The organism is Pseudonocardia sp. NPDC049635 (genome assembly GCF_040659795.1).
In the GTDB taxonomy this organism is placed as follows: domain Bacteria; phylum Actinomycetota; class Actinomycetes; order Mycobacteriales; family Pseudonocardiaceae; genus Pseudonocardia.
On sequence record NZ_JBFAON010000034.1, the window covers coordinates 26,163 to 49,525 of the forward strand.

Consider the following 23,363-nt stretch of genomic DNA (forward strand, 5'->3'; position numbering starts at 1 on the left):
GATCGCGAATGGTGGTGGTCATCGCCGGTCCGCGGCTGCAGCCCGGCGCAGGAGGTACTCGTAACCGGCGTCGTACTGACTGGTCGCCCACACGAGTTCCCGCTTCGCCGTTACCTCGGCGTCGTCCGACCAGCGCGCGGGACCGCCGACCGCGAGGGCTTGGAGATGGTTCCGACAAGCGCGCTCGAGGAGGACCGCTCGCAGCACCGCGACCGCCAGCGACTCCCCCACAACGACGAAGCCGTGGGCGGGCATCAACGCACCGGCCGCATCGCCGAGGGTCTCGGCCAGTCGGGCACCCATGTGGTCGTCGCGCACGAGGTTGCCGCTGTCGGTGTAGCGCGGGATGTCAGGGGTCAGGAAGGGGACCGCGTCGTGTGAGATGGCTCGCAGCGGGAGGTCGAGGGAGGCGAACACCGACGCAGCGGGGGCGTGGCTGTGGACCACGGCGCCCACATCGGGGCGTGCCTCCATGATCTGGGTATGGATCGGGTACTCGATGTGTCGGCGGCCCTCACCGGCGAGCACCTCGCCCTCTGGGGAGACGAGCACCAACCGCTCGGGGGTCACCTCCTCGAACCCCCAGGGAGCCGCCTTCATCCAGACGCCGCGGCCCTCGGGATCGCGCGCGGAGACGTGCCCCCAGACCATGTCGGTCTGTCCGGCAGAGACGAGTGCGCCGTAGGCCTGCGCGACGTCGAGGGTGATCTGCTCAGTCATCGTTCCGCCTCACACATCCAGCACGAGACGCTCGCTCAGAGCGCGGCTCACGCAGGGAAACATGGTCCTCCCCCGGGCGCGCTCCTCCGGCGTCAGGATCTCGTCACGGTGATCCGGGGTACCGTCCAGCACCGCCACCTCACAGCTGCCGCAGTAGCCCTCGGTGCACGAGTAGGGCATGCCCGGCACAACCTCGCGGATGACGTCCAGGGCCGAGCGGTCCGGTGCGATCTCGACGGTCCGGCCGGACCGTCGCAGCTCGACGACGAAGGGGCGCTCTCCGCCGGCGGGGACCGCGTCCAGCCTGGAGTCGGGGTGTGCGGCGGCAAAGCGCTCGAAGTACAGCGCCGCCTCGGGTGCGAGGCGCTCGCGAGCCTCCTGGACCGCGTCGAGGAGAGCGGCAGGACCACAGCAGTAGATGGCGGTCGAGGCGTCCGCGGTCGCCACGATGCCGTCGATGTCGAGCAGGCCGTGGACGTCCTGGGGGGAGATGTCGACCCGGTCACCGCCGAAGCCCTGCAGCTCGTCGACGAAGGCCATGCTGGCCCGGCTCCGGCCGCCGTAGTGCAACCGCCACGGCGCGGTGTCACCGACGGCCCGTGCCATCGAGAGGATCGGTGTGACCCCGATGCCACCGGCGATGAACACATAGCGGGGGCTCGGCTTGAGTGCGAAGTGGTTGCGGGGGCCGTTCACGCGGATCCGCCGACCGACCAGGCCGGTCTCATGCAGCTCGCGCGAGCCACCGCGACCCGCCGGCTGGTGGAGCACCGCCACCTTGTACTGCTTGCGGTCCTCCGGGCGGCCACACAGCGAGTACTGACGGAGCAGGCCGCTCGGAAGCACCAGTTCGAGGTGGGCGCCCGGCTGCCATTGCGGCAGGTCCCGGCCGGCGGGGTCCGCGAACGCGATGGAGATGACGCCGTCCGCCTCGAGGTGGACATCGGTCATGATCAGCTCGAGTGAGCCGTCGATGGAGGACACGTCAGCACCCTCCGAGGAGGGCGCGAGTGCGGTTGTCATGTCGTCTAAACCCTTCCGACAGGGAGGGTGGCCGCCAGTGTCGGGTCGGCGGCCACCCCGATGGCTGGCCTCACGACCCGGCGAATGCGAGCTTGAAGGTCTCTCCGCCCTCGTACGTCATCATCACCGGGGGCAATGTCGCGCCCTGGTGTGACTCCGGTGAGAACGCGTAGTCGCCAAGGACCCCGGTGAAGGCGGTCGACTCGACGTTCGCCGCGATCTCCTCCCCCGTAGCGGCGCCGGACTTCAGCGCCTCGAGGACCTGCATCGTGGCGTCGTAGGCACCCGCCGCGCTGGAGACGGGCTCGCCGTACTCGGCGGAGTACGCCTCGGAGAACGAGGTCACCTCCTCGGCGTAGGGCACGCTGCTCGGAACCTCTGCGGAGATGTCCGCCCAGAAGGCGTTGGCGAAGAGGCCTCCGGCCGGGAGGTCGCTGGCGAGTGGGCTCAGCGCCTCGATCGTCGCGGAGCCGGTGCCGACCCAGACGGGCTGGGTCATGCCGAGCGCCTTGATAGCGCGCACGATCGGCACGATGTTGGCACCGGAGGTGCCGGTCGCGATGAGGTCCGGGTTCGCGTCGCGGATCTTGGTCAGGTGCGTCTCGAGGTTGGTCGCACCGGAGTCGAAGCGCTCCTCGGCGACGACCTCGAAGGTCGGGTCGGTCTGCGCGATGTAGCTGAACACCGAGAGGTACCCATCGCCCGTGGCATCGTTCTGGCCGATGTAGGCGATGCGCTCGATGCCCTGGTCCTTCAACCACGGGATCGTGGCCGGCACGTAGTCGGCGACCGGTGCGAGTGCGGAGAAGAACAGCGGGGTGTGGTCGATCTGCTGCGGCGAGAGGCAGTACTGAAAGACCTTCGCGGCGTCGAGGATTGGTTGGACCGCGCGGCAGCCCGCGCCGACCGAGGTGCCGATTACGGCCGGGACCTTTCTGCTCAGGGTGCGGGCGACCGCGGCCGCGACGGTCGGATCCGAGGTGCCGTCCTCAATGAGGAGCTCGACCTCCTTGCCGTCGATGCCGCCGGCCTCGTTCACCTGGTCGACGGCCAGCTGGATGCCGTTGAGGGCAGGGAGCCCAGTGGAAGAGAAGACTCCGGTCTGGTCGATGATCACGCCGAGCGATAGTGAGTCGTCCGACGCGGCGCCACCTGAGGAGCCGTCCGAGGAGCCACAGGCGGAGGTGAGGGCGACTACGCCAGTCAACAGCCCCATGGCGATCAACTTGCCTTGCTTCATTGCAAAACCTCGCTTGTATCCGTTCTCAGCGATGAGAACTTCTTGAACGGGTCAGGACAGCCCCAAGGCCGCTCGGTTCCCCTTGGCGGGCGCACCGATGCCGACCCGGGCGCGCCATCCGCGCCGTGAGCCCGCGCGCTTGTCTTCACGAAGAAGAAGGAGGATGAGGATGAAGGCGCCGTAGATGTAGACGTCCTGCCAGGCCGTCGAGACGTAGCTGCCGGCGTAGCTCGCGAACAGTCCGATGGACAGCGAGATCACGGCGACGGGGAGGTACTCCCAGCGGCCGCCGATCGCGCCGACGGCGCCCAGGACCGCCAGCGGGAACACCCAGGTCCAGCCGAACGGCATGATCGGGACCAGCAGGATCCCCGCGCCGGCGCCGTAGAGCGCGGCGACCTGGAAGCTGATGAACTGCATCAGCCTGGTGTTGATGCCGACGAGACGCGCGCCCTCCACATCGTCGGCCGCTGCTCGCAGGGCCTTCCCGAGCATGGTCCGCTCGAAGAGGACGAAGCCGAGGCCGACCAGGACGGCCGTTCCCGCCCACATCAGCAGGGAGTGGGGCAGCACGGTCGCGCCGAGCACATGGATCGGGTCGCTGGGGAGCCAGGGCGTGGCGCCCCGGTCATTGAGTCCCCAGAAGCGGCGGGCGATCTCCTGGAAGAGCAAGGCGCCACCCAGCATCATGATGACGGGGCCGCTCCCCCGGGCCGCGAAGCGGTTGAGTGCGAGAAAGTAGAGCAGCACCGCGATCAGGGCGCAGGCGAGCAGGCTGCCCAGCACGGCGACGACGAGCGGAAGGCCCCGGCTGTCGTGCAGGGTGGTGAAGACCAGCGCGCCGTACACCACGTAGACGCCCTGGGCGAGGCTCTCGACCCTGGACACCTGGTAAGTGACGACCATCCCAAGGGCGACCAGCATGTAGAGCGCGCCGATGCTCATGCCCGCGAACGTCACTTGCAGGAACGTGCTCATGCGATGCCTCCCAGGTAGGAGTCGACGACGAGCGGGTTCGTGGCGATCTCCGGCGCGGTCCCTGTGAGAGCGACGCGACCGGTCTCGAGGACCACTGCGTGGTGGCCGACCGCTAGGGCCTTGCCGACGTTCTGCTCGATGAGGAGAACGCCGACGCCCTGACGGGCGAGGCCGGCGGCCTGCTGGAGGATGGTGTCGACGTAGATCGGCGCGAGTCCGAGACTCGGCTCGTCGAGGATCAGGTAACGCGGGTTGGCCATCAGGGCCCGCCCGATCGCGACCATCTGCTGCTCGCCACCGGAGAGATCGCGCGCTCGTCTCTTCAGCAGCCGGGGGAGCTGAGGAAAAGTCTCCATAACCCGGTCGAAGGACGCAGCCCGCTCCGAGCGCGACCTTGTCCAGGCGCCGAGGATGACGTTGTCGCGGACGGTCGACCGGCCGAACAGGTGCCTCGCCTCGGGGACGAGCGACACCCCGCGGGCGACCCGCTCGTTGGCAGTCGCCTGGGTCACGTCGACGTCGTCGACGAACACCCGGCCCCCGGCATGCCGCAAGACGCCGGCCAGACACTTCGCGGTGGTGCTCTTCCCGGCCCCGTTGGCGCCCAGCAGGCAGAAGACCTCGCCCGGCCGCACTTCGATGCTCACCTCGTGGAGCACCGGTGCGCCGACGTACCCCGCCACCAGTTTCTCAGCTCGCAGCATGACCGGCTCCCAGGTAAGCCTCGATGACCGCAGGGTCGGACCTGATCTGCGCCGGGGCGCCCTGTGCGAGGACGCCACCGCGGTCGAAGACCACGATGCTCGACACCAGGGACATCAGGAATCCGAGGTTGTGCTCGACGAGGAGCACGGTCAGGTCGTGCTCTGCGAAGTAGCGCTTGAGGTCCTCACCGAGCAGCTCGCGCTCCGCGTCGGTCAGACCGGCTGCTGGCTCGTCGAGGAACAGCAGCGAGGGGTGGCCGACGAGGGCGCGAGCGACCGCGACCAGCCGCTGCTGTCCCGCCGGCAGGTCCTCGCTAAGCCGGTGCGCCAGGTGGAGTCCGTGCACGGCCTCGAGTGCCTCGACGGCGGCGTCGCGGAGGAGCGCCTCGTCCTTGCGCCACCGCGGGGTCCGGAACATCGCGCCGAACACGCCCGACTGGCCGGCGAGGTGGCCCCCGATCATCACGTTCTCCAGCGCTGACAGGCCGGGGAAGAGTCGGGTGTGCTGGAAGGTGCGTCCGACGCCGAGGCGGGCGATCTGGTCCGGGCGCTTGCCGGCCAGCTCGGTGCCGTGCCACGTCACCGAGCCCTGGCTTGGGAGCACCGCACCGCTGGCGACGCCGATGAAGGTGGACTTGCCGGCCCCGTTGGGACCGATCAGACCGACCACCGAGCCGGTTTCGACGCTGAAGGTCACGTCGGACAGCGCCGCGACACCACCGAACTCCACCGTCAGGGAGCGCGTCTCAAGCATGACTCCTCCCGGTGCCGCACAGCCGGCCGATCAGGGCTCTGCCGATGCCGGCCAGGCCATGTGGGGAGAGCAGGTAGACCACGATCATGGCGACGGCCTCCATCAGGTCGATGGTGAACGTCTCCGTCACGTAGGCGGACATCGCCACCAGCGCGGCCACCATGAAGAGGCCACCGAAGATACTCCGCTCACCGCCGACGATGACCGCCGCGAAGAGCAGGAGCGACGTCGAGAAGGCGAAGTCGCTCGGCGCGATGAAGAGGCTGTAGTGGGCGAACACCGACCCGGCCAGTGCCGCCGGGACGCAGGCGACCAGCCAGAGCACGGCCTTGGCGCGGGCGGGGTTGATGCCGACGCTCGCCGCGGAGTCGGCGTCCTTGTTGATGGCGGTGAGGGACCGGCCGAACCGGGAGTGCGTGATGTTGCGACCGAGCAGCAAGAGGATCAGGACGATCGACCAGGCGAGGGCGAAGTACGCCGGCTCGCCGGTCACCTCGAGTCCTCCGACCGACAGCGGTGGGATGCCGAAGATGCCGTTGTTGCCGCCGGTGAAGGTCTTCAGGTTGACGATGACCTCCTGCAGCATGAATGAGATCGCGATCGTCGCCATCGCGAGGTACCAGCCGCGCAGACGCAAGATCGGGCTGGTGAGGAGCGCCAGGGTCAGCGCCGCGGTGATGCCGAGCAAAATGCCGACCACCGGGGATAGGCCCCACCTGGTGGTCGACAGGGCCGAGGCGTAGGCGCCCATGGCCATGAACACCGCATGCCCAAGGGTGATCTGTCCACCGAGCCCGGCCAGGATCGAGACGCCCACGACGGCGATGCCGTAGATGCCCGCCAGCACGAGCAGCGGGTAGACGTCGGAGCCCCCGAAGATCGGCGTCCCGAGGAGGATCCAAGCGAGGAGCAGCGCGGGCTGCCAACCCCAGGCGGCCATCCACCGGAGCCGGGGGGTGATGCCGCCCGCCAGGGTGGCAGGTCCACCGCCTACCGCGACGGGTGGGGAGGCGGTGCGCATGGGCGTCGTCACCAGTCGCTCTTCACGGCAGGGGCCCCCGCCGTGAAGTCGGCCAGACGGCTCATAAACATGCGGCGCAACTGCAGCACCGCCTTGTCGGACTGAGCGAGGTTCTCCCGGTCGAGGTGGTTGATGAACTGCATGCCCATCTGAACCACGTGGTCCTCGATGTTGACGAGATCCGGGTGGTCGGCGAAGTCGTACAGCGTCTTGACGCCGCGCAGGATCGCCTCAGCGCACTCATCAGTCGGGGGGTACTTCGCGATCAGCTCGTTCCTACGGGCCTCGTACTCACGGAACCGCTGCGCTCCTTCCTCGCTAGTGTGAAGCGCGGTGATCTGGATGCTGTAATGGAGCTGGTCGTCGATTGGCACCCGCCATCCGACCTGCTCGAGGAAGCCGTCGCGCTGCGCCACCACCAGGTGCATCGCGTTGGGCAGCATGACGGTGGACCGCACTGGCTCGGCCTCGTGCTCGATCTCCACTGCCCGGACCCCGAAATCCAACCGTTCCACGGTGACGTCGCGGATCCGGATCACACCCGGGTCGAAACCGACCTCGGTGACGGTCGGGTCCGAGGACAGCTTGTGGGTGAAGGCGACGTGGGCGAGGTCGAGGGCGTTCTCGACGTTGATGTAGTAGTTGCAGTGCCGCCGGTAGGTGGCGGTCCCCCGCACGCGGGCCGACATCATGTCGTGCCCGTGCTTCTTCGAGAAGCCTTCGATGTCGAAGAACGCCGGCGGCTCACCCTCTCCGAAGTAGGCGAACACGACGCCGTATTGCTCGTGGGTGGGATAGGTGCGGATCCGCATTCGGTCGATCAGGCTCGGGCTCTGGCCCGGCGCCTCCTGGCATTTGCCGTTAGCGCCGAACTTCCAGCCATGGAACGAGCAGCGGATCGAGTCGCCCTCGACGTTGCCGATCGCAAGCATTGTCTGGCGGTGTGGACATCCAGCCTGCGTGACAACGGCATCGCCGTTCGAACCTCGGTAGATGGCGAAGTCCTCGCTCATCACGCGTAGTGGCTGCACTCGTCCCTTCGGCAGGTCCTCGGACAATTTTACGGGCTGCCAGAAGCTGCGCAGGTATTTGCCGGCCGGTGTGCCCGGGCCAGTCTCGAACAGGCTGTGGACGCCTGCGGTCGGCGCCGGAGGAACGACTGCGGTCATGGTCGTGTCCCTTCCTCAAGTGGGTCGTCGGTGGCCTATGAGTGGTGGAGCGCGTAGTGCTGCGCCAGCAGGTCCTTGCCGTAGTCGTTGCCGTTGGGCTCACGCACGATGGTGTGGATGTGGAAGCGCTCCGGCTCTTCGTTGTCGAGGAAGATGCCAGGGTGGTTGTCGTACTCGACCCACAGCACCGGCGAGTGGATGCGGTAGTAGAAGGCCGCGACGTCGTCGTGCCCGCCTCGCCAGCAGAACCTGGTCTCGTCGAGGTGGTCCTCCACCTGCCGCCGCTTGACCTCGGCGTGGACACCGGGCATACGGCGGATGTAGACGTCGGCGAGGTCGAGCAGGAGCCGCTGCTGGTCCGAGGTCAGCTCGGAGCCCTTGATGCCCTCGTAGGGCTGGATCTGGTTGTCGCGGCCGGCGCCGCCCACGTGGCGCCCGTTGAAGGGACCGCCGAGCTCCGCGGGGAGGTCCCGGCTGAGGATCGTCCGGCTGAGTAGGAACGCGTCCTCCTGGGACGGGGTCAGCGCCTGACGCAGGTCCAGGCCCTTATCGGTCTCAAGGTCGAGCGCACGGGTGCCGGCGTGGATGCCGTGGAATGCGAAGTTCGGCTCGGCGCCGAGGAAGACCGGTGCGAGCACGAGCTGCGAGCCGACGAAGACGCAGTTGATGTCGACGTGATGGCCCATGAGCTGCCAGCCCCACGGGTCGGTCCCGTTCGGCTCCCCGAAGATGAGGAAGTTGTAGGCGTACTCGGTGAGGGTGTCCCGGTACAGGCCGATCAGCTCACCAAGCGAGGCGTTGAGCCTCATGCAGTTGCGGGCCGACTCGTAGCCTTCGGGGCTCAGGCTCTCGCGCATGATGTCGAGGACGAGGTCGCGCTTCACCGCGGAGATGCGTTCGAGGCGCACCCCCTTGGCGGGCCACATCATGAACGCGTTGGTCCAGGTCCGCCATTCGTCCGAATCCATCGGCATCTGGGTGCACATGCGCTCGTTGTCGCTGAGCGCCGCCAGGAAGGCCTGGGCGGCGTCCACGGCGGCCTTGTGGCTGGCGCCGGTGTCGGCCACGTTGTACAGACCCCCGATCGGAGTGCCGTCTGTCGTCAGCCCCACGTAGGGCTGCTTCACGTTCCGCGCCGCCGCGGACAGCTCGTACGCCGGCACCCTCGGCAGCAGCGGTTCGCCGTAGAGGACCCCGTCGAGGACGGGAAGGTCCGCGGGCCGCGCACCGACGCCCCGGAGCGCCCTGAAGGTCTCGTTCGTCATGTCACTTCTCCCCGGGTCGCAGGTTCGTAGTCGGCCTGGTTGAGCACCCAGCCCTGGTCGATGAAGTCCGACCTCGGTGGCGCGAACACGTCGACCAGCTGGTGGCGACCGCGGTTGACCCATCGCGTGGTGTGGATGTTGCCCGGGGGAATGAACGTCGCGGACGGGCTTGTGACCTGGACGTGTTCGTCGGGTCGCCAGTCGCGCAGCCGCTCGGTCCACGGGCGCCTGATGTGGTGGACGAAGGCACCGTCCAGGGTGAGCGAGGCCTGCTCGAAGTCGTCATGCACATGAGGTGTGAGCGCATCGGTGTCGCGTGGTTCGTAGACCGGTGCGAACCAGTTGACCATCAGCGATCCGCTCCGGTAGATCCGGCCCAGGCGGCCCGGCACCTCGGGGACGTCGGCGAGCGGGACTACCCGCAGGGTCCCGGGCCCCTCCGGACCGTCCAGGTCGGGCAGCGGCGCGACGCGCGGGTCGGGCACGGCGTACGTCGCCGCGTTGGCCGCCTTCACCGCGACCGGCGCCCGGGTCGAGAACACCCGAACGATGTCGCCGGGTTTGCACACGGTCACCTGGGCGGGTCCGGCGGGAACGACGACCAGCGAGGGGCCGCTCGCCGAGACGCGGTTCTCCCCGGCCGTGGCCTCGACCTCGACGCCCTCGAACACCAGCACTAGGTGCTCGTCCGGGGCGGCCTCCTCCTGGAGCACCTCACCGGCGCCAGCCTGGCTGAGGACCGTTACGAAGTTCTGGCCCCGGAGGTACCAGGAATGCTGATCCGTGAGGCGCTCCGGAGGGGCGTACTCCCCGGACCCCAACTCGAAGAACGCAGGGGGCCACGGGACGATGTTCTCACTCATCCGTTCACTCCTGGGGGACTGCCAACTCGGTGGTCGGTTCGATGAAGAGGTTCTGGATCCACCGGGATCTGATCAACCAGCGGCCGTCGTGGCGCTCGAACTCGTCGAACACATCACCGACCAGGGCGGGCATGGTGGATGGCCGCGGTGGCTCCCCGTCGTCCCCGAACAACAGAAGCACCGACACCGCGCGGACGCGGTCCGCCCCGGTCGCCACCACCTGGAGGTTGGTCACGATGTGCCGCGAGACGCGGGGGCCGCGAGCGGTCCGGTCGGCGTAGACCTGCTCGATCGCGGCCGTCCCCCGCACAATCGCGTCGGAGAACCGGAGCTCGGCGTCGGGTGTAAAGAAGGTGGCGGCGTCGGCACCTCCGTTGTGGTCGATGTCGAACCACAGCCCGGTGAGCACGGACATCAGCTCGCTCTGCAGTGCCGGGATGCCGTCCCCCGCGCCCGCCTCGGAGCCGGCGCTGCGCTCGATCCCCGTCGTCACCCGACACCTCGCCGGGTGAGCTCGCGAGCCGAGTCGGCCAGAAGGGTCGTGTCGGCACCGACCAGGACGAAGGAGTATCCCTTCGCGACCAGGTCGTCGGCGCGCGTCGCGGGAGCGACGCCTCCGAGTGCCGTCCGGCCCGCAGCAGCCCGCTCCACCTGCTCGACGAGGGTGACGAAGTCGGGCGACGCGGCGGCGAGCCCGCTCGACAGCGCGAGGTCGAACGGCCCGATGAAGACGGCGTCGACTCCCGCGACGTCCAGGATGCCCTCGATGTTCGCGACGGCGTCGGGGGTCTCGACCTGCGCGACGAGCATGACGCCCTCGTTGCCGCGGCGGACCAGCTCCGCCACGTCGACGGTGCCCCAGTCACCCGCCCGGTTCGTCGGGCTGCCGTGCCGGTGGCCCAGTGGGGGGAACCGGCAGGCGTCGACGACCTCCAGGGCACGTGCTCGGTCGTCGACGTGGGGCACGAACACACCGCTCGCCCCGGCGTCCAACGCCGGCTGCACCTCGGCGGGCGCGTGGCCCGGCACCCGGACGAACACGGGAAGCCCAAGCGCGTGACCGACAGCGATCATGGCGTTCATGGCCCGGAGGTCGATCGCCCCGTGCTCGCGGTCGACAACAACGAAGTCGACGCCGGCCGTTGCCAGCACCTCGATGACCTCGACCGCCGGGATCTTCACCCAGACACCGCGCGCCGCCGCGGGAAGCGTCCATCCCATCAGCGCACCTCCGGCCGAGACGTGGTCCGCAGCGCGGCGGTCCCGAGGGTGTCGACGTGGACCTCGACGTCGCTGCCCGCAGGAAGCGGCACGGCCGCGGTCGCCGCACCGGCGAGCACGACGTGGCCCGGTTCCAACGGGTGTCCGTACTGACCAGCGAGCCGGGCGGCTGCCCTCAGGGCTTCGAGCGGGTCGCCGAGGATCGCGCGCGTCGAGCCCGAGGCGACGACCTCGCGGTCGATTCTGAGCTCGACCGCGAGATCCGCCATGTCACCGGCGCGCATTGCGTCGGTCATCTCGTGCCACTCGCCGATCACGTAATAACTCGCGGAGGTGTTGTCGGCGACCACGTCCTCGAGGCTGAAGGAGAAGTCGCGGTAGCGACTGTCGATGACCTCGAGCGCCGCCGCCACGTGGGTTGCGTGTGCGACGGTGCCCTCCGCGCCGGCCAGGTCCTCGGACGACACGTCGCCGGCAAGGCGGAATGCGATCTCGGGTTCGACCCGAGGGTGGATGAGCAGCCCGTGGTCGAGCTCGCCGCCCACCGACACGGCCATCCCGTCGGTAAGCACACCGAGGATGACGTCGGAGACGCCCATCTGGGCCGCCTTCTCCTTGCTGGTGAAGCCGAGCTTCAGGCCGAGGACCTGTTCGCCGCGTTCGCGGCGCAGCGAGATCCCCTCCAGCAGGACGGCGTAGGCGTCGGCCAGGGTGATCTCGACGCGGCCGGCGAACTGCTGAATGTCCCGGGCCTCGCGGCGGGCGGCGTCGAGCTCGGCGGCGATGACAGCCGGGCGGGTGGACTCAGTCACGGGCCGCACCTGCCGCCTCAAAGAGGGTGACGTCGCCGTTGGCCCAGTGGGTGGTGGGGACCTCGGTGACGATGACGCGCACAGTGGAGGCCGGGGTGTCCAGTGCCGTGACGACCGCCTCGGTCACGGCACTTATCAACCGGCGGATGCTCTCCGGCTCCCGTCCACTGCGGACCTGTATCGCGACCTGCGGCACGAGCTACCCCTTCGGAGCTGATGCTTGCTTGATATCTCGTATTGCGAGATGTAGTCTCGCAGTACGAGCACAGTAGCCTGCGGCATATGTGGCGGCAAGCACTTTCTGGAAAGCGGGGGCAAACGTGACGGAGCTCGAGGGGAGCGACGCGAGTGCGCGGTCGGCCGGGTCGCGCATCGCCGTGATCGAGAAGGCTGTGCGCACCTTGGACGCCCTGCTGCCCGTGCCGGCGGGACTCACGCCGACGGAGGTCGCCAAGGCGATCGGCACCAACCGCAGCACGGCCTTCCGGCTGCTCACCTCGCTCGAGCTGACCGGCCTGCTCGCCCGCGAGCCAGCGACTGGGCGCTACCAGCTCGGCATCAAGTTGCTGCAGTACGGCGCTGCGGTCCGCAACAGCATGAGCATCGTGCGGATCGCCGAGCCTACGCTGATGAACCTGCGGGACCAGACCCGGCAAAGCGTGCTGCTTTCGATCCGCGAGCAGTGGGGGGCCCGCTGTCTGTTCCGCCTGCCGGGTCCCGAGGTGGATGTCCTGTCGTGGACCACGGGCGAGTGGCTGCCGATGCACATGGGCGCCGCGCCCCAGGCTCTCCTGAGCGCGCTGAGCGACACAGAGATCGAGAGCTATCTCGACCACACCACCGACTGGCACACCCTGAACGGAGACCGCACTGCCGATGACATCCGCCAGGGCATCGCGGTCATCCGCGAGCGTGGCTGGGCGCTGAACAGGGAGACGCTAACGCGAGGCGTGGCGTCGCTGGGCACGGTCGTGCGCGACGCGGCAGGCGCGGTTGTGTGCGCGATCTCAGTCGCCGGGCTTGTGCATCACTACGACGGACAGGAACTCGATCGTACTGCGGCAGCGATCCTCCGAGCTGCACAGGAGATCAGCAGCCGGCTGGAATGAGGCATGACCCGTGACAGGTGCTTCCCCACCTCGCTCCGACGTCAGGAGAGTCCCGTGGACCGATGGGCTTTGAGGAACCGGCCACGATGTCGGGGACAGCGAGGATGAGGTCTTTCTGACGTAGTTCCCGCCTCAAGCAACTCGGACTGACCGGGGTGAAATTGGTGATCAGCCACCAGCACTCCCGACTGGTCAGGCGCTCGGGCGACTCAGTGCACGTCGGCCTCAATGGCGGCCGCGACGCGCTGCAGGGTCGCGACAAGGGCTGGCAACTGCCCCTTCTCGAACCGAACGCTCGGCATTGAAACCGAGACCCCAGCGATGGGAGCGCTGTCCGCGCCCCGCACCGGTACGCCCACTGCAACGACCCCTCGCTCGGATCTGCCGTTGTTGACCGCGAAGCCAGCGCGCCGAACACTCGCCAACTCACTCCGCAACCGGCCCATGTGCGGGCGCTCGCCTGGCCGCTCGGCGTACTTGTCCGCAGCGAACAGCGCCTCGACCTCGGTTGGGTCGAGAGCCGCGAGCATCACCAGGCCTGCCGTGGTGCGGTGAACAGGGAAGCCCATCCCCTCGCGCGAACCGACCCGAAGGGCGTGGGCGCACTCGACACTCGCGATGAACCGTGCACTATCACCGGCCCTGACGCTGAGGTTGGCGGACTCCCCCACCACGTCGACCAGCCGCTGCAGGTGCGGCAGCGCGACGGTTCGGAGTCTCGACGTGCGGGATTGCGAGTGCGTTGCGAGCTCGAGCACGACGCCCGGGTGGTAGACGCGCTGCTCGTCCTGGACAGCGAAGTCGCGATAGACGAGCGTCTGGAGCAACCGGTGAGCGGTCGAGCGCGCGACCCCGAGCCGCTCCGCGACCTGGCTGACGGTCAGTGCTCCCTCCAATTGCAGCATCACCGCGGCCCGCAGCGCGTGGTCGGCGCTGGTGACCACGTAGGTCGGTGGGGTCTTCGGATCGGAAGACGGCATGGTCTCGTTCCGTTGTCCAGAATCCTGTGTTCCTACCTATGCGACGGGCGTCACTGTAACCGCATGAGCACGACTGAAACCCCGGTCCGGTTGCAGGCGGTCGCCGCGCCCGACCAGCCTGATGTGACGCCCGCGCTTGAGCAGCTCTATCGCGGCTTGGAGCAGGAGCTGCTCGTTCCGCTTTGGACGGAGATCGGCGACCTGATGCCGGCCCACCCACGGTCGCGCGCGGTGCCGCACCTGTGGCATTGGGAGAACCTGCTGAGGCTGGCCGAGCAGGCGGGCGACATTGTCCCCGTCGGCCGCGGCGGCGAGCGTCGGGCGATCGCCTTGGCCAACCCCTCACTGGGCGGGCGTCCGTTCGCCACCCCGACCTTGTGGGCAGCGATCCAGTACCTGATGCCCGGAGAGGACGCACCGGAGCATCGCCACACTCAGCACGCCTTCCGTTTCGTTGTGGAGGGCTCGGGCGTGTGGACGGTCGTCGGAAGGGATGCCGTACCGATGAACCGCGGTGACTTCCTGCCCCAGGCCGGTTGGAACTGGCACGCCCACCACAACGCGACCTCCAAGCCGATGGCATGGATCGACGGACTCGACATCCCGTTCCAGTGCGGCACCGAGGCTCAGTTCTTCGAGTGTGGCCGCGACGAAATCGGCGCCGACGAGCGGATCACGCCGCAACGGTCGCGGTCCGAGCAGCTGTGGGCCCACCCCGGACTGCGTCCGGTCGGCGTCGCGCACACCGCGCCCGGCAGCCCGCTCCTGAGTTACAAGTGGGAGTACACCGACCGCGCGCTGATGGACCAACTCGAACTCGAGAAGGCCGGTTACGCCGGCACCGTCGAACCCGGCCACGCAGCTGTCCGGTTTTCCAACCCAGCCGACGGTTCCGACGTGTTGCCGACGATCCGTGCGGAGTTCCACCGCATCGCCAGGGGCGCTGAGACCGCGCCGGTGCGGGAGACCGGTTCGTCGGTGTTCCAGGTCTTCGACGGCGCTGGCACCGTCACGGTCGGCGACGAGGCCTGGTCGGTGACCCGCGGCGACCTGTTCGTCGTGCCGTCGTGGGAGCCGTTCTCCGCGAGGTCCGAGGCCGGCGCATCCGACTCCGACTCCGGCGCACTCGACCTCTTCAGATTCTCCGACGCCCCCGTCTTCGAGGCACTTCGGCTCAACCGCATCGAGACCAACAAGGACGCCTGACGTGAAGCTCGCCACTATCCGCACCGCCTCGGGCACCCGCGCGGTCCGTCTCGACGGTGAGGCCCTCGTCGATCTGGGATACCCAGACCTTGGCGCCTGGCTCGCGGCCGGCTCCCCCGCCGCGTCCGCTGGCGCTGCGGCGTATTCGCTGGAGGGGGCGGACTTCGCGCCCGTCGTGCCGAACCCGTCGAAGATCGTATGCGTCGGCCACAACTACACCAACCACATCAAGGAGATGGGCCGGGAGCTGCCCTCCTACCCGACGCTGTTCCCGAAGTTCGCCGACACGCTCCTCGGTGCCAACGACCCGATCGTGAAGCCGCCCGAGACCGATGCCCTTGACTGGGAGGTCGAGCTCGTCATCGTGATCGGCAGGAAGGTGCGCCGTGCACGGGGCACCGAGGCTGAAGCCGCGATCGCCGGGTTCACCGTCATGAATGACGTGTCGGTCCGCGACTGGCAGTTCCGCACGATCGAATGGACCCAGGGCAAGATCTGGGACTCCTCCACACCGGTCGGCCCGTTCGTCACCACGCCCGACGAGGTCGGCGGTGTCCGACCGGCGCTGGTCGTTTCAACGACCGTGGACGGCCAGGTCATGCAGTCCGACAACACCGGGACATTGCTCTTCGACCCGGTGTTCCTCGTCGAGTACATCTCCACACTGATCACGCTCCACCCCGGTGACCTGATCGCGACTGGCACCCCCGCCGGCGTCGGGCATGCCCGTGACCCGAAGGTCTACCTCGTCGGCGGCGAAACCGTCGTCACTCAGATCGAGGGGCTGGGCCGCTGCACCAACACGATCGTGACGGACGCCTGATGCTGCGCACGCATCTGAACTCCCAGAAGTGGGTGGAGCGCGGCACCGACCTGTTCCTGGCGCAGGTCGCCCTTCTGGACGAGCAAGCGCTCTCGGCCCCCAGCGCTCTGCCGGGTTGGAGTCGCAAACACCTGGTGGCACACGTTGCTGCGAACGCGGTCGCGCTCAGCAATCTGGTCCACTGGGCCGACACCGGTGAACGGACGCCGATGTACAGCTCGACGGAGCAGCGCAACGCCGACATCGAGGCCGGGTCGAGTCTGACCGGATCCCAGCTCTCAGCGTGGCTCACCAGTTCTGCGCACAATCTCGCCGGTGAGATGAGTCGACTAGCCGCCGAGAAGTGGCGCAACGAGGTCGTAACGGCACAAGGTCGAACCGTTCCGGCGACGGAGGTCCCATGGTTACGGGCCCGCGAGGTGTGCGTGCACGCGGTCGACCTGGGGACCGGTCTGACGTTCGCTGACCTGCCCGAACAGTTCCTTGAGGCCCTGGTGGTCAACGTCCAAGAGAAGCGCGACCTCGAGACCGTCCCGAGCGGCGGCCTACCCGACGTCGCTGCCTACCTGGCCGGCCGGCCGCATGCCCTGGTCGACGTGCCCGAACTCGGTCGCTGGTTGTGAGGTGTGCCCGATGAGCAACCCGGACGTCCTGATCGTCGGCGGCGGGATAGGCGGCCTCAGCACGGCGCAGGCCCTAACAGGCAAGGGATTCAAGGTCCGCGTCATAGAGCGGGCACGCGAGTTCGGTGAGGTCGGCGCTGGGATCCAGCTCGCGCCCAACTGCACGCGGATCCTCGACTTCTACGGCCTGCTCGACGAGGCGAAGGCGCTGGGCGTGGTCCCGAACGCCATGGTGATGCGGGACGCAGTCGACGGGGCCGAGCTGACCCGGCTCGACCTGCGCGACCTTGAGCAGCGCTACGGCTACCCCTACATGGTCATCCACCGAAGCGACCTACACGCGATGTTCCTACGGGCATGCGAACGCGACGGCGTCGAGCTCGTCACCGATGCCGCCGCGGCGTCGTACGAGAACACTGCAACCGGCGCGCAGGTGACCCTGCGCTCCGGCGAGGTCCACAAGGCACCCGTCGCCATTGCCGCCGACGGGTTCCACTCCGTCGCCCGCAAGCTCTTCGTCGACGACCAGGCCGCCTCCTCCGCGTACGTCGCCTACCGCGGGACGGTGTCCACCGCACAACCGCGCGCACAGCGCGTCGACCTGACTGAGGTCGTGGTGTACGTCGGTCCGCAGTGCCACTTCGTGCACTACGGACTGCGCGGCGGTGAGCTGCTCAACCAGGTCGCCGTCTTCGCGTCGCCCAAGGCGATGGCCGGCGTTGAAGACTGGGGCACGCCCGACGAACTGGACGCGGCATTCGCGAAGACGTGTGACTTCGTGCGGGAAGGATTGCCCTATATGTGGCGCGACAAATGGTGGCGGATGTACGACCGCGACCCGATCAGGACATGGGTCCACGGTCGCGTCGCGCTCCTCGGCGACTCCGCACACCCGCCCCTGCAGTACATAGCTCAGGGCGCGGTTATGGCGATCGAGGACGGCTGGGTGCTCGCCGAGCACGCCGCACGACACCGCGATGAAGACGGATCGGTCGACTGGGACGCTGCCCTCACCGCTTACGAAGCCGTCCGGCCCAAGCACTGCCGCCGCGTGGTCAGCACCTCACGACTATGGGGCGAGCTGTGGCACCTGGACGGTGAGGAGCGGGAGCAGCGCAACACGCTACTGCGCACGCGTGACACCTACGACTACTCCTTCGTCGACTGGCTCTACGGGCCCACCGCACTTCACCCGGACGAGGAACCACCGATGTTCGAGCCCATCCCGCTCGCCTCGGCAAGCGTCGAGGTCGCCGGGGAGTCGGCAGTTGGCCGAGCGCCAGCCGAAGCCGGTCGTCGCCAGGTTGACCAGGCTCAGGGGCGACAAGTCATACCGCGGCGGTCTCCAAGCCCTCACCGGGCTTGACATGGATGTGACGGGTTGGGGTGCGCCGTGTCCCTCGCCGTCCGCACTCTCGTCGTCAGCATCGTCTCGCTCAGGGACTGATCGGCCAGGTTCTGGAGCGACGTCAGCGGAAGATACTGCAGCACGACCTCCGGTGCGGTGAGCAGGGCGCCACTCTCCGACCTCAACTCAGCCAGGCGGCATCGGAGGTGTCGGATAGACGATGTACCTGAGCCGCCGACTTCTATCTGGGGTTGTGCCCCGGGACATCGTGTACGACGTCGTCGCTGGTGAGTGTTCGGGAGAGCCCGAGCGCGGCGGTCCGAACCGCTGGGATCACACGGGCCGCGGTGAACCTGTTCGACCATCCGGTGATCGAGATCGCCGCGACCGCCACACCGGTCGCGGCGAGTACTGGTGCCGCCACACAGGCGACCCCGGGCGCTGATTCCTCGTGTTCCTCCGCCCAGCCGAGCTCACGGATCTCGTCGAGCTGGGCGCGCAGCAGGCCCGGCGCGGCGATCGTTCTCGGTGCCCGCCGCGGGAGACCCCGCTCCAGGGCGGCCTCCAACAGGTTCGGGGGTCCGAACGCCAGCAGCACCTTGCCGACCGCAGTGGCGTGCGCAGGCATCCGGCCGCCGAGCCGTGACGGGATCCTGGGACCTCCTATGACCGCCAGTTTCTGCAGGTAGACGACGTCCGCACCGTCAGGGACGGCCAGATGCACCGTCTCCCCGGTGGCGTGGTGCAGATCGGTGAGGAAGGGCGTGGCCGACTCCTGCAGCTCGCGCTGCCGGGGCACGATCTGACCGAGCTCGAACAACCGCAGGCCCAGCCGATAGCCGTTCGATGTCCGTTCGACGATCGACCATGTCACGAGCTCCCCCAGCAATCGGAACGCCGTCGGTTTGGCCACGCCGCTGCGCCGGGACAACTCGGCGAGTGAGACCTCGTGCTCGCCGGCTCGGAACTCCGACAGCAACCGCAGCGCGCGCCCGAGCATCGAACACCGCTCGGGCTGGGAAGCGTTTCGTACAGTGGAATGCACGGTGCCATCGTGTCGTACCGGGTACGGCAGGGTCGAGGGATGACCACTCTCCTCGCCGACGAGGTACGGGCCGCGGCGGACCGGCTGCTCGAGGCGGCCCGCACCGGACTCCCGTGTGCACCGGTGCGAACCCTGCTGCCGGACGTGTCGGTCGACACCGGATACGCCGTGCAGTCCGTCCTCACCCGCACACAGCTCGAGACCGGGCGCACGATCGCGGGACGCAAGATCGGCCTCACCTCTCCCGCTGTGCAGGCCCAGCTCGGTGTCGACCAACCCGACTTCGGTGTGCTGTTCGACGACATGGCCTGCCCCCAGGACACCCCGATCGACATCGGACGGCTCCTGCAGCCCCGGATCGAAGCCGAGATCGCCTTCGTCCTCGGGCGCGACCTCGACGTCGACGACATCGACGACGCGGCCGCCCGTGCGGCGGTCACACAGGTGATCCCGGCACTGGAGATCGTGGACAGCCGGATCGCCGGCTGGGACATCACCATCGTCGATACCGTTGCCGACAACGCCTCCAGCGGCCTCTACGTCCTCGGGGGTGACGGCGTCCCGCTCGGTGACACCGACCTACGGACCGTCGAGATGACCCTGACCGGCGGCGACGGTGCAGTGGTCAGCTCCGGTAACGGCGGGGCCTGCCTGGGCGACCCGATCACGGCGCTGGTCTGGCTCGCCCGCACCTCGCGCGAGTACGGCGCCCCGCTGCGTGCCGGTGAGGTGGTTCTCTCCGGCGCGCTGGGCCCGATGACCCCGGTCTCGCCCGGTGACGCGTTCACCGCGACCCTCACCGGCCTCGGTGAGGTCCGCGCGAGCTTCACCCACAGCGCAGGAGGAGCCGTATGAGTACCAAGGTCGCGATCATCGGCTCGGGCAACATCGGCTCGGACCTGATGATGAAGGTCATCCGCCTGTCCGAGAACCTCGAGATGGGCGCCATGGTCGGGATCGACCCCGACTCCGACGGTCTGGCCCGCGCGCGGCGGCTCGGCGTTGCGACGACCGCGGACGGGGTCGACGGACTGCTCGGGCTGCCGGGTTTCGAGGCGATCGAGGTCGTGTTCGACGCCACCTCGGCCCGTGCGCACATCGCGAACGCCGACAAGCTCGCCCCGTACGGCAAGATCCTCGTCGATCTCACCCCGGCCGCGCTCGGCCCGTTCGTGGTCCCAGCGGTCAACCTCGAGGACCATGTGGACGCCCGCAACGTCAACATGGTCACCTGCGGAGGTCAGGCCACCATCCCGATCGTGGCCGCGATCGCCCGGGTCGCTCCGGTCCGCTACGCAGAGATCGTCGCCTCGATCTCCTCGCGCTCGGCCGGCCCGGGCACCCGGGCCAACATCGACGAGTTCACTGAGACCACCTCGGCCGCGATCGAGAAGGTAGGTGGTGCCGAGCGCGGCAAAGCGATCATCGTGCTCAACCCGGCCGAGCCTCCGATGATCATGCGCGACACCGTGCTGTGCCTGGTCGGTGACGTCGACCAGGACACGATCCGCGCGTCGGTCGAGGAGATGGTCGGTGTCGTCTCGCGCTACGTGCCCGGTTACCGGCTCAAACAGCAACTCCAGATCACCCCGGTCGCCGACGACGAACCGCTCGGCACTCTCCTGCGCGCCGACAGCCCGCGCCCGGCGTGGAAGGTCCAGGTCTTCCTGGAGGTCGAGGGCGCGGCACACTATCTGCCCGCCTACGCCGGGAACCTCGACATCATGACCTCGGCCGCCCTGCGTACCGCCGAGCTGCTCACCGCCCGCGCCACCAAGAACCGACCGGCGGAGGCCCTCCGATGACCACACCGATCACATCGCTGTACATCCAGGACGTCACCCTGCGGGACGGCATGCACGCCGTCCGGCACCGCCTGGCTCCTGCCGACGTCGGTCGGATCGCGGCTTCCCTCGACGCCGCGGGGGTCGACGCGATCGAGGTGTCCCACGGTGACGGGCTCGCCGGCGCGAGCCTCACCTACGGACCCGGCAGCAACACCGACTGGGAGTGGATCACAGCCGCGGCCGAGGCCGTGAACGACGCCATGCTCACCACGCTCCTGTTGCCCGGCATCGGCACCGTCCACGAGCTGCAGAAAGCCTACGACCTCGGCGTCGGATCGGTGCGCGTGGCCACGCACGCCACCGAGGCCGACATCGCCGGCCAGCACATCGGCAAGGCCCGTGAGCTGGGCATGGACGTGTCCGGGTTCCTGATGATGTCACACATGGCCCCCGCCTCCGCCCTGGCCGAACAGGCCAGGATCATGCAGGACGCCGGGGCGCACTGCGTCTATGTCACCGACTCCGGCGGGCGGCTGACGATGCACGATGTGCGTGACCGGATCCGCGCCTACCGCGACGTCCTCGACCCGGGGACCCAGATCGGTATCCACGCCCACGAGAACCTCTCCCTCTCGGTCGCGAACTCGGTCGTCGCGGTCGAGGAAGGTGCCACTCGCGTCGACGCTTCCCTCGCCGGGCACGGTGCCGGGGCCGGGAACTGCCCGATCGAGGCGTTCGTCGCCGTCGCCGACATACACGGTTGGAAGCATGGCTGTGACCTGTTCGCCCTGCAGGACGCCGCCGACGACATCGTCCGGCCGCTGCAGGACCGCCCCGTCCGGGTCGACCGTGAGACCCTCACACTCGGGTTCGCGGGGGTCTACTCCAGCTTCCTGCGCCACGCCGAGCGCGCCGCCACCGAGTACGGCCTCGACACCCGCGACATCCTCGTCGAGGTCGGCCGCCGCGGGCTCGTCGGCGGCCAGGAGGACATGATCGTCGACATCGCGCTCGACCTCGAAGGGGCGAACACCACGGTGCGCGCCTGACGGCCCGAGGTCGGCAACAACGGCTCGACCGGCTCGGGATGGCGCAGGATCTCGACCAACGTGCCCGGGCATCACAGCTGATATGGAGGCTCTTCCTGTCAAGTGGGCAGCAAGAGTTCGCCTCGATGTCGGGGTATCGTGGCTGGTCAGGGCGTTAGGGGTCCGGCGGGGCCGGGGCTGGTGGAGGCATGTCGTCGCGACGCGCGGTCAGACTGATATGCGCGGGTCGATTACCGCATGACCGGATGTCCGTCGGGAGCGGTCCGCGAGTCTAGAGTCGAGCGTGACCCGGTTTCGCGGTGATCACCACCGAAGCCGAGCTGCTCATAGCTGTACCGCGGGTCGCTCCTCGCGCTGCCTGCAACCTATGCCCAGGCCCCGCCGGGGTCTGTGGGCGAGGATCAGCCGGCCGGGCCGGTGGGGCCGTCGAGCACGGCCAGGCTCCAGCCGGCCAGCTCACGGGCGATCGCGACCGCCGAGATCGTGGGCCGCTTTCGACGCCGGTCGAGCCGGGTCCATCGCTGGTGCAGTCTCCGGTTCCCGGCCTCGGCCCGGTCCCGGACGACGGCGGGTTGGCCGTTGGCCCGCCGTGCACGCTCCCGACTGGTCCGTAGTGGACGGCGGTGATGCCAGGCCGCCTCGACCAGCAGCCGACGGGCGTGGGTGTTCCCGGTCTTGGTGATCCCGCCCTGCACGCGTCGCGCCCCCGAGGACGCCTCGGACGGGACCAGACCGAGGTAGGCGCCGATCGTGGCGCCGGTGAACCGGTGCCAGTCGGCGACCTCGACGCAGAGCCCGACCGCGGTCAGCGTGGAGACCCCACGCAGACAGCCGAGCCGCCCCACCGGCCCGGCCAGCGGTTCGAGCTCGGCCATCTCCACGATCGCGGCGTCCAGACGATCCCGGCGGGCCCCGACGGTGAACACCGCGTCCAAGGCCTCGTCGAAGGCCAACGCCACCCCGCGGCGGTCGAAGCGCAGCCCGCGCAACCACTGCTCGTGCGCTCCGGTCCAGGCCGTGGCCTCCCAGACCAGTCCTTGGCGCAACAGCAACTTCGAGAGCCGGTGCCGGGCCCGCATCAGATCGGTGCGGACGTCCTCGCGGGCCCGCACCAGATCCCGGGCCGCTTCCTCTGCCTCGGTCGGGACCCGCACCGCGGGCAGCTCCCCGATCCGCAGCAACCGTGCCAACCGCTCGGCGTCACGGCGATCGGTCTTGACCTTGTCCCCGGCCGGGCGTTCCAGCTTCGACGGCGCCACCACCTCACAACAGATCCCGGCCGCGGCCAGGGCTCTGGCCAGGCCGAACCCGGTCGGCCCGGCGTCGCGCCGGCCGAGCGCGGGACGCGACCGAGGACGACTTCACCTCACCGCTGATGCACCCCGCCAGTCGAAGTACTCGAAACACTCCCGGCGTAGTGGAAAACTGCAGATGATCGAAACAACGGGCCGCCCGGCGGGGACCGCGAAGTGCACCGCACGCTCAGTCTGAACCTGCTGGTCGTCGGGATCAGTCCTGCTCGGCCTGTTCCTGGGTCGCCTCGCGCCAGCGCTTCACCAGCGCCTGGCTGAACCGGTTGTTGGACGGCACCTCGATCCCGTTCTCCTCGGCCCACTGGCGCAG

General features: G+C 68.7%; 24 protein-coding genes and 1 pseudogene. 8 read left to right on the forward strand and 17 right to left on the reverse strand.

What is annotated here, in order from left to right; translation table 11 throughout:
• Nucleotides 1-18 precede the first annotated feature (18 nt).
• The 14 genes from AB0J24_RS26235 to AB0J24_RS26300 all read right to left on the reverse strand — a co-directional run bounded on the left by AB0J24_RS26235 (nt 19) and on the right by AB0J24_RS26300 (nt 11,966).
• Complete coding sequence (locus AB0J24_RS26235; protein WP_358686121.1) at nt 19-720, reverse strand: class II aldolase/adducin family protein; 702 nt, start codon at nt 718-720, stop codon at nt 19-21.
• Between the two features lie 9 nt (nt 721-729).
• Nucleotides 730-1,704 (reverse strand): PDR/VanB family oxidoreductase, encoded by a 975-nt coding sequence (locus AB0J24_RS26240; protein WP_358686123.1) that lies wholly within the window; start codon nt 1,702-1,704, stop codon nt 730-732.
• 109 nt (nt 1,705-1,813) lie between these two features.
• Nucleotides 1,814-2,983 (reverse strand): ABC transporter substrate-binding protein, encoded by a 1,170-nt coding sequence (locus tag AB0J24_RS26245; RefSeq protein ID WP_358686125.1) that lies wholly within the window; start codon nt 2,981-2,983, stop codon nt 1,814-1,816.
• A 51-nt stretch (nt 2,984-3,034) separates the two neighbouring features.
• A complete protein-coding gene (locus tag AB0J24_RS26250) occupies nt 3,035-3,961 on the reverse strand; it encodes a branched-chain amino acid ABC transporter permease (RefSeq protein ID WP_358686127.1) in 927 nt (308 codons plus the stop codon).
• Entirely contained in the window at nt 3,958-4,665 is a 708-nt protein-coding gene (locus AB0J24_RS26255; RefSeq protein ID WP_358686130.1) for an ABC transporter ATP-binding protein, read from the reverse strand. Before AB0J24_RS26255 ends, AB0J24_RS26250 begins: the two co-directional genes overlap by 4 nt.
• Entirely contained in the window at nt 4,652-5,419 is a 768-nt protein-coding gene (locus AB0J24_RS26260) for an ABC transporter ATP-binding protein (protein ID WP_358686133.1), read from the reverse strand. The genes AB0J24_RS26255 and AB0J24_RS26260 overlap by 14 nt, the downstream gene beginning before the upstream one ends.
• A complete protein-coding gene (locus tag AB0J24_RS26265; protein WP_358686136.1) occupies nt 5,412-6,359 on the reverse strand; it encodes a branched-chain amino acid ABC transporter permease in 948 nt (315 codons plus the stop codon). Before AB0J24_RS26265 ends, AB0J24_RS26260 begins: the two co-directional genes overlap by 8 nt.
• 89 nt (nt 6,360-6,448) lie before the next feature.
• Nucleotides 6,449-7,609 (reverse strand): Rieske 2Fe-2S domain-containing protein, encoded by a 1,161-nt coding sequence (locus tag AB0J24_RS26270; RefSeq protein ID WP_358686138.1) that lies wholly within the window; start codon nt 7,607-7,609, stop codon nt 6,449-6,451.
• Nucleotides 7,610-7,644: 35 nt separating this feature from the next.
• Nucleotides 7,645-8,874, reverse strand: coding sequence for a DUF3500 domain-containing protein (locus AB0J24_RS26275; RefSeq protein WP_358686141.1), 1,230 nt, complete (start codon nt 8,872-8,874; stop codon nt 7,645-7,647).
• On the reverse strand, nt 8,871-9,737 hold the full coding sequence (locus AB0J24_RS26280; protein WP_358686143.1) for a hypothetical protein: 867 nt from the start codon (nt 9,735-9,737) through the stop codon (nt 8,871-8,873). The genes AB0J24_RS26275 and AB0J24_RS26280 overlap by 4 nt, the downstream gene beginning before the upstream one ends.
• Nucleotides 9,738-9,741: 4 nt before the next feature.
• Nucleotides 9,742-10,230 (reverse strand): nuclear transport factor 2 family protein, encoded by a 489-nt coding sequence (locus AB0J24_RS26285; protein WP_358686146.1) that lies wholly within the window; start codon nt 10,228-10,230, stop codon nt 9,742-9,744.
• Complete coding sequence (locus AB0J24_RS26290) at nt 10,227-10,958, reverse strand: aldolase/citrate lyase family protein (RefSeq protein ID WP_358686148.1); 732 nt, start codon at nt 10,956-10,958, stop codon at nt 10,227-10,229. Before AB0J24_RS26290 ends, AB0J24_RS26285 begins: the two co-directional genes overlap by 4 nt.
• On the reverse strand, nt 10,958-11,770 hold the full coding sequence (locus AB0J24_RS26295; protein ID WP_358686150.1) for a fumarylacetoacetate hydrolase family protein: 813 nt from the start codon (nt 11,768-11,770) through the stop codon (nt 10,958-10,960). Before AB0J24_RS26295 ends, AB0J24_RS26290 begins: the two co-directional genes overlap by 1 nt.
• Complete coding sequence (locus AB0J24_RS26300; protein WP_358686151.1) at nt 11,763-11,966, reverse strand: tautomerase family protein; 204 nt, start codon at nt 11,964-11,966, stop codon at nt 11,763-11,765. Before AB0J24_RS26300 ends, AB0J24_RS26295 begins: the two co-directional genes overlap by 8 nt.
• A 124-nt stretch (nt 11,967-12,090) precedes the next feature.
• Here AB0J24_RS26300 and AB0J24_RS26305 point away from each other — a divergent pair, with 124 nt between their 5' ends.
• A complete protein-coding gene (locus tag AB0J24_RS26305) occupies nt 12,091-12,879 on the forward strand; it encodes an IclR family transcriptional regulator (RefSeq protein WP_358686153.1) in 789 nt (262 codons plus the stop codon).
• A 209-nt stretch (nt 12,880-13,088) separates the two neighbouring features.
• Here AB0J24_RS26305 and AB0J24_RS26310 read toward each other — a convergent pair whose 3' ends face one another.
• On the reverse strand, nt 13,089-13,859 hold the full coding sequence (locus tag AB0J24_RS26310) for an IclR family transcriptional regulator (protein WP_358686156.1): 771 nt from the start codon (nt 13,857-13,859) through the stop codon (nt 13,089-13,091).
• A gap of 63 nt (nt 13,860-13,922) precedes the next feature.
• Between AB0J24_RS26310 and AB0J24_RS26315 the strand changes: the two genes are divergently transcribed.
• The 4 genes from AB0J24_RS26315 to AB0J24_RS26330 are packed head-to-tail and all read left to right on the forward strand — an operon-like array spanning nt 13,923 to nt 17,877.
• Nucleotides 13,923-15,065, forward strand: coding sequence for a cupin domain-containing protein (locus AB0J24_RS26315; protein ID WP_358686157.1), 1,143 nt, complete (start codon nt 13,923-13,925; stop codon nt 15,063-15,065).
• A 1-nt stretch (nt 15,066) separates the two neighbouring features.
• Entirely contained in the window at nt 15,067-15,888 is an 822-nt protein-coding gene (locus AB0J24_RS26320; protein WP_358686159.1) for a fumarylacetoacetate hydrolase family protein, read from the forward strand.
• Complete coding sequence (locus AB0J24_RS26325; protein WP_358686161.1) at nt 15,888-16,511, forward strand: maleylpyruvate isomerase family mycothiol-dependent enzyme; 624 nt, start codon at nt 15,888-15,890, stop codon at nt 16,509-16,511. The genes AB0J24_RS26320 and AB0J24_RS26325 overlap by 1 nt, the downstream gene beginning before the upstream one ends.
• 10 nt (nt 16,512-16,521) lie before the next feature.
• Nucleotides 16,522-17,877, forward strand: a complete 1,356-nt coding sequence (locus AB0J24_RS26330; RefSeq protein ID WP_358686164.1) for an FAD-dependent monooxygenase — start codon at nt 16,522-16,524, stop codon at nt 17,875-17,877.
• A 223-nt stretch (nt 17,878-18,100) separates the two neighbouring features.
• Here AB0J24_RS26330 and AB0J24_RS26335 read toward each other — a convergent pair whose 3' ends face one another.
• Nucleotides 18,101-18,859: an IclR family transcriptional regulator gene (locus tag AB0J24_RS26335; RefSeq protein ID WP_358686166.1), complete on the reverse strand. Its 759-nt coding sequence runs from the start codon at nt 18,857-18,859 to the stop codon at nt 18,101-18,103.
• A gap of 84 nt (nt 18,860-18,943) precedes the next feature.
• Here AB0J24_RS26335 and AB0J24_RS26340 point away from each other — a divergent pair, with 84 nt between their 5' ends.
• The 3 genes from AB0J24_RS26340 to dmpG are packed head-to-tail and all read left to right on the forward strand — an operon-like array spanning nt 18,944 to nt 21,740.
• Nucleotides 18,944-19,759, forward strand: a complete 816-nt coding sequence (locus AB0J24_RS26340) for a fumarylacetoacetate hydrolase family protein (protein WP_358686168.1) — start codon at nt 18,944-18,946, stop codon at nt 19,757-19,759.
• Complete coding sequence (locus AB0J24_RS26345) at nt 19,756-20,709, forward strand: acetaldehyde dehydrogenase (acetylating) (protein ID WP_358686170.1); 954 nt, start codon at nt 19,756-19,758, stop codon at nt 20,707-20,709. Before AB0J24_RS26340 ends, AB0J24_RS26345 begins: the two co-directional genes overlap by 4 nt.
• Nucleotides 20,706-21,740, forward strand: a complete 1,035-nt coding sequence (dmpG, locus tag AB0J24_RS26350) for a 4-hydroxy-2-oxovalerate aldolase (protein ID WP_358686172.1) — start codon at nt 20,706-20,708, stop codon at nt 21,738-21,740. The genes AB0J24_RS26345 and dmpG overlap by 4 nt, the downstream gene beginning before the upstream one ends.
• Nucleotides 21,741-22,141: 401 nt before the next feature.
• On the opposite strand, the pseudogene AB0J24_RS26355 reads toward dmpG, so the two are convergent.
• A pseudogene (locus tag AB0J24_RS26355) lies at nt 22,142-23,050 on the reverse strand (IS110 family transposase); the annotation flags it as partial.
• Nucleotides 23,051-23,363 lie beyond the last annotated feature (313 nt).

Coding starts and splice junctions, on each gene's coding strand:
- AB0J24_RS26255 (WP_358686130.1), bottom strand. CDS start 4,665: ATGCTGCGAGCTGAGAAACTGGTGGCGGGGTACGTCGGCGCACCGGTG.
- AB0J24_RS26260 (WP_358686133.1), bottom strand. CDS start 5,419: ATGCTTGAGACGCGCTCCCTGACGGTGGAGTTCGGTGGTGTCGCGGCG.
- AB0J24_RS26340 (WP_358686168.1), top strand. CDS start 18,944: ATGACCACTCTCCTCGCCGACGAGGTACGGGCCGCGGCGGACCGGCTG.
- AB0J24_RS26280 (WP_358686143.1), bottom strand. CDS start 9,737: ATGAGTGAGAACATCGTCCCGTGGCCCCCTGCGTTCTTCGAGTTGGGG.
- AB0J24_RS26315 (WP_358686157.1), top strand. CDS start 13,923: ATGAGCACGACTGAAACCCCGGTCCGGTTGCAGGCGGTCGCCGCGCCC.
- AB0J24_RS26235 (WP_358686121.1), bottom strand. CDS start 720: ATGACTGAGCAGATCACCCTCGACGTCGCGCAGGCCTACGGCGCACTC.
- AB0J24_RS26265 (WP_358686136.1), bottom strand. CDS start 6,359: ATGGCCGCCTGGGGTTGGCAGCCCGCGCTGCTCCTCGCTTGGATCCTC.
- AB0J24_RS26325 (WP_358686161.1), top strand. CDS start 15,888: ATGCTGCGCACGCATCTGAACTCCCAGAAGTGGGTGGAGCGCGGCACC.
- AB0J24_RS26290 (WP_358686148.1), bottom strand. CDS start 10,958: ATGGGATGGACGCTTCCCGCGGCGGCGCGCGGTGTCTGGGTGAAGATC.
- AB0J24_RS26330 (WP_358686164.1), top strand. CDS start 16,522: ATGAGCAACCCGGACGTCCTGATCGTCGGCGGCGGGATAGGCGGCCTC.
- AB0J24_RS26270 (WP_358686138.1), bottom strand. CDS start 7,609: ATGACCGCAGTCGTTCCTCCGGCGCCGACCGCAGGCGTCCACAGCCTG.
- AB0J24_RS26335 (WP_358686166.1), bottom strand. CDS start 18,859: ATGCTCGGGCGCGCGCTGCGGTTGCTGTCGGAGTTCCGAGCCGGCGAG.
- AB0J24_RS26250 (WP_358686127.1), bottom strand. CDS start 3,961: ATGAGCACGTTCCTGCAAGTGACGTTCGCGGGCATGAGCATCGGCGCG.
- dmpG (WP_358686172.1), top strand. CDS start 20,706: ATGACCACACCGATCACATCGCTGTACATCCAGGACGTCACCCTGCGG.
- AB0J24_RS26345 (WP_358686170.1), top strand. CDS start 19,756: ATGAGTACCAAGGTCGCGATCATCGGCTCGGGCAACATCGGCTCGGAC.
- AB0J24_RS26275 (WP_358686141.1), bottom strand. CDS start 8,874: ATGACGAACGAGACCTTCAGGGCGCTCCGGGGCGTCGGTGCGCGGCCC.
- AB0J24_RS26245 (WP_358686125.1), bottom strand. CDS start 2,983: ATGAAGCAAGGCAAGTTGATCGCCATGGGGCTGTTGACTGGCGTAGTC.
- AB0J24_RS26310 (WP_358686156.1), bottom strand. CDS start 13,859: ATGCCGTCTTCCGATCCGAAGACCCCACCGACCTACGTGGTCACCAGC.